Source organism: Proteus genomosp. 4 str. ATCC 51469, assembly GCF_003144375.1.
In the GTDB taxonomy this organism is placed as follows: Bacteria; Pseudomonadota; Gammaproteobacteria; order Enterobacterales; family Enterobacteriaceae; genus Proteus.
Genome location: NZ_PENV01000039.1, coordinates 1 through 4,690, shown reverse-complemented (window position 1 = coordinate 4,690; position 4,690 = coordinate 1). Strand labels below are relative to the sequence as shown.

Sequence of the window (4,690 nt, the reverse complement as noted above, 5' to 3'; positions counted from 1 at the left end):
AATCACCTCTTCCAGCAAGCCTTACAGGATTATACCAGCCGATCTGACTTTGGTACTGGGGGTAAATACACCCGTGCCATCCAAGCCATCACCGCATTTACGCAAGGTGTAATGGGCAACAATATTGTCACCGCGATTGCCAATGGCTCCGCGCCTTATCTTGCCAATGAAGTGAAAAACCAAATTCAAGGTAATAGTGTTGAAAGTGATATCCAGCGCACGATAGCGCACGTATTACTCAATGCAGGCCTTGCACTGGCAAAAGATGAGAATGCAGTAGTGCAAGCTTCTGGCGCAATGACAGGGGAAACAGTGGGTATTTTATCTCACTCACTTTATGGCAAAACCCCGAAGAACTCACCGAGACTGAAAAGCAGAATATAAGTGCATGGGCAACGTTAACTTCCGGGATTGTTGGCGGTTTAATCAGCGATAATAGCACTGGCGTTGCCAATGCTGCCCAAGCCGGGAAAGTGGTGGTTGAGAATAATTGGTTGAGCACCAATCAACTAGAAAATTTTGCACATAAAGCAAGAACTTGTGTCGGTGAAGAATGTCAGCAAGTTATTCGTGATATGGTTGATGCCAATATTCGGCAACAGGAAGAAATAAAGCAAATTTGTTCAACCTCACCAGAGCAGTGTAAACAGCAGTATGGATATTTAGTTGAACAATGGAATGCTTTCGATACAGCAATAAAACATCTTGCCGCAGATAAATCGTTGCCTGATGATTTTCGTGATTATCTGCCTGCAGTGTATATGTTGAGTATGGATGCGACAGGGCTCACAGTCGAACACAAGTGGGCTAAACGATTTGAGGCAATAGGATTAGATAAAGAAACCTCCATGGTGATGGCTATGACACTTCCTATGCTGATTGGTAGCCAAGGAGCTAAAGGAGGTGGAAATAAAGTCATTAATCAAACTAAAATCAATCCTAATCAGATAAAAGAAAATATCGTTACCAGCCAGAGAGGGAATAATTCAAGCAATTTTAAAGTGCATGTAGATAAGGAAGCTGAACTTAATAGTTCACTTAACAAATTTCCTTTGAATCCTCACGAATTAACAAAAGTTTTAGATGTTAAACCTAAAATATCGACTACTCAACATGGAACAACGAGGATGCTTTGGGAACCAAATGCGAATACAAGAATACGTTATGAAAGTCATCCAGGAGATAGTGGTCCTTTTAATCCTCGTCATCATGGAGAGCATTATCATATCGAAATTAAGCCAAATAACTTAACTTGGAATCAAGCTAAAAAACAAAATGCTATTCAGAAAGTAAAACCAGAAAATTATGAGGTTGGGCATGGAACGGGATTCTTACCAAATGAACGACATCCGGGAAAATAAATATGTTACTAAATGATCTACCTATTTCTGATGGAAGAATAACAAAAATAGAGTCAACAGTCTCTGAATTGAAGTTATTCTTTACAGATTGGAATGAAAATGAGTGGGTTGTTATTTTTTATGAAGTATTATCCATACAATCAATGAGTGTTGAGAATGAAGATTTATCTCATGTACAGCAGAAAGAAAATGATATTTTTAAGTCAATGACTCTAGAATATTATACCGATGAAGTTGGAGAACGATTTTATAGCTATAATTTTTATAGTGTGTGGTCAGAAAGTGCATTATTGAAAGTAATTGCAACAAATGAGTATGACATTAAAGCATGTTTCACATAGTTTTTATATTAGTATCAAATGATATTGTTACCGCGATTACTAATGGCTCAGCGCCTTATCTTGCCAACGAAGTGAAAAACCAAATTTAAGGCAACAGTGTTGAAAGTGATATTCAGCGCACGATAGCGCATGGATTACTGAATGCAGGCCTTGCGTTGGCAAAAGGTGAGAATGCAGTAGTGCAAGCTTCTGGCGCAATGACAGGGGAAACAGTGGGGATTTTATCGCACTCACTTTATGGCAAAACCCCCGAAGAACTCACCGAGACTGAAAAGCAGAATATAAGTGCATGGGCAACGTTAACTTCTGGTATTGTCGGCGGTTTAATTAGCGATAATAGCACCGGCGTTGCCAATGCTGCCCAAGCAGGGAAAGTGGTGGTTGAGAATAATGCGATAGGTGCTGCTAAGCCAATCATTAAAGGCCTAGAAAAGGGTTACGAATGGTGCATGAAAAATGCGACCTGTCGAAATGGTCTTATGCAATTAGGGGTAAATTTTGGTTTAACATCAGCGCAAATTCAAGAAGCCATGGATGCTGGAGCTGCTGCCAGAAATGGTGATATAAAAGCCATGAGGAACCTTTCACCGGAACAGGTTGCTTATATTGATGAACAAATAATTCATAACAAAGGGATCGCAAGGTTAATATTTGGCTCTGAACCTTGGGGTGGCAGGCTTGGTATACCATCACATACTGGTGGTAATCAAATGCCAGATCAAGATAGGATTGATACGGGTGGCAATCAGATACCAGACCAAGGGCAGACTGATACTGGAGGAGATCAAATATCAGTCCAAATTTGGACAGATACTGGTGGTGACCAGATACCTAAACCAAGAGATAACTTGACAGAAACACCAGTACCTGAAAAACCAACGTTAGATGACCTTGCTTATCTGGACAAAATTACGCAAGGTGAACATGCGGGGATCAGAAATAAAGAGGGTCGGCCAGTTGGTTCCGTTATTAATGATGTTCAAAAATCAAGACCTTCGGATATTTTAGTTCAAGAAGATGGTCGTTGGATCGTTAAAGGTTCTGGAGGAAAAGTTCATATAATTGAATCTGATGGAGAAGTAGTTACTTCTTTTTATAATCCGAAAGCAAATACAGATAACAGAGTCAAAAAAGGTGAATGGCAGCGCCCTTCTAATGAGCAATTAGATGACTTTAAAGAAAAATTCTCTGATTATATCAAATGGTGATGATATGGATTTATTACAAAAAGAATGTATTGCAAGTGTAACTCTATATGATGTGAGAGCCTCCGAAGGTGAATTAATGGTTTACGAAGGATGCATCGATTATGTATTAGCTAATTGCTCTGATGCAGAAATACTCAAAATCACGGGCTGTGAAAATGGGGAAGAACTATCATTTTACAAGGACGAACTTATTAGATTAATCAAAATGGTTGGAAATCCGGAATACCTTCCTGATAGGTACAAAGATCTATAAAAAATAATGATATAGTGGCTATTTAAAGAGTCACTATGCCAACAAATTTTAATCTCTTACCTTAATTACTTTACTCCCCCTCAGCCAGCCGGATAGCCACTGTCCGGCTTGGCGGGTGAGCGTGACGTTGCTGCCCACTGTAAATCCTAATTCACTCCACCACTTACCTCTGATAGTCAGTTTTGGACTTGCAATTATGGACTAATTCTCTGGTGCTAGTTTTTCTAATCTAAATTACGATCAATCTCTATCAAGCCCTTTTAGAAACCAACGATAACGTCACCGAGCGTGATATTCAAAATCACCTCTTCCAGCAAGCGCGACAAGATTTTCAGGATCAGGTGAAAAAATAAACATGGTGCCAATGAATTCTAATTTAAATCCTAGTGAATGGAAAAAAATGGAGAATATATGGGCAAGATCGTTAAAAGATAATAAAGAGATAAGCGTTAAGATAGAGCCTGTATATATAAGGAATAGTGATAGGCCGAGTAGTATTAACGTTACATACAAAATAGGAAATGAGCCCCCTATAGAAAGGACGTTTATTAATGACTCTAAAGGTGAAAAATGAAAACAGATCAGGAAATATATAATAATATAGGTACGTTATTGTATAACATAGCTCCTAATGAGGCTAAAAAGATAAATATGAGGGCTAATTTATCAGTTGAAGGTAATACATGTGAATATGAATATGATTATCTTGACAATGAAAATTCATTGAAATGGCTTACAGCTGGTGGTGTTGCAAATACACATATGCTCCACAATTTGGTTGAACTGAGAAATTATTATATAGAACATAATTTAACTAATGATCTACCTATTTGGAAAGGCTGTGAAGTAACTTTAGATTTAGAAACAATGAAAATTAATATAGATTTTAAGTACGAAAATTAAATTACAATCTCGAACGCTATTGTGGATCCCAAAGGGATCCACCTTGTGACTTTACTCTCCTTCAGCTTCTTACCAATAATAGTCAGTTGGGAGTGGACAGTTGAAAGTGATATTCAGCGCACCATTACCCACGGCTTACTGAATGCCAGCCTTGCGTTGGCAAAAGGTGAGAATGCAGTAGTACAAGCCTCTGGTGCAATGACAGGGGAAACAGTGGGTATTTTATCGCACTCACTTTATGGCAAAACCCCCGAAGAACTCACCGAGACTGAAAAGCAGAATATAAGTGCATGGGCAACGTTAACTTCCGGGATTGTCGGCGGTTTAATCAGCGATAATAGCACCGGAGTTGCCAATGCCGCCCAAGCCGGGAAAGTGGTGGTTGAGAATAATTATTTAACAGCCAAACAAATAACTTCATGGCTTGAAAAGTATTATCTTGCTTCTACAGATGAGGAAAAGAAACATTTAGTTGAATTAGGAAATAATGTCGATGTAGAACAACAGCAAAAAGCGATAGAAACTAGGATCACTAAAGAACATTTGGTTCAACAACAAGATGAATTAATTTTACTTATTCAATCAGCAGATTGTAATGCTCATTGCAAATCAATTGCTGAATAT

The 4,690-nt window shown here is 38.6% G+C and carries 6 protein-coding genes and 3 pseudogenes; all 9 read left to right on the top strand.

Annotation, left to right across the window (positions count from 1 at the left end; genetic code table 11):
- Positions 1 to 384: pseudogene (locus DK866_RS19705) on the top strand (hypothetical protein); the annotation flags it as partial.
- Positions 381 to 440: pseudogene (locus DK866_RS20385) on the top strand (hypothetical protein); the annotation flags it as partial. The pseudogenes DK866_RS19705 and DK866_RS20385, both read left to right, overlap by 4 nt.
- A gap of 36 nt (positions 441 to 476) precedes the next feature.
- Positions 477 to 1,361 (top strand): hypothetical protein, encoded by an 885-nt coding sequence (locus DK866_RS20050; protein ID WP_244179730.1) that lies wholly within the window; start codon positions 477 to 479, stop codon positions 1,359 to 1,361.
- A gap of 2 nt (positions 1,362 to 1,363) precedes the next feature.
- A complete protein-coding gene (locus DK866_RS19695) occupies positions 1,364 to 1,702 on the top strand; it encodes a hypothetical protein (protein ID WP_109410244.1) in 339 nt (112 codons plus the stop codon).
- A gap of 155 nt (positions 1,703 to 1,857) precedes the next feature.
- Positions 1,858 to 2,910: a VENN motif pre-toxin domain-containing protein gene (locus DK866_RS19690; protein WP_162557044.1), complete on the top strand. Its 1,053-nt coding sequence runs from the start codon at positions 1,858 to 1,860 to the stop codon at positions 2,908 to 2,910.
- A 4-nt stretch (positions 2,911 to 2,914) separates the two neighbouring features.
- Positions 2,915 to 3,163, top strand: a complete 249-nt coding sequence (locus DK866_RS19685) for a hypothetical protein (protein WP_109410246.1) — start codon at positions 2,915 to 2,917, stop codon at positions 3,161 to 3,163.
- Positions 3,164 to 3,494: 331 nt separating this feature from the next.
- A pseudogene (locus DK866_RS20380) lies at positions 3,495 to 3,737 on the top strand (DNA/RNA non-specific endonuclease); the annotation flags it as partial.
- A complete protein-coding gene (locus DK866_RS19675; protein WP_109395311.1) occupies positions 3,734 to 4,066 on the top strand; it encodes a hypothetical protein in 333 nt (110 codons plus the stop codon). The pseudogene DK866_RS20380 and the gene DK866_RS19675, both read left to right, overlap by 4 nt.
- A gap of 45 nt (positions 4,067 to 4,111) precedes the next feature.
- Positions 4,112 to 4,690: VENN motif pre-toxin domain-containing protein (locus DK866_RS19670; protein ID WP_162557043.1), on the top strand; the 579-nt coding region annotated here is incomplete at its 3' end.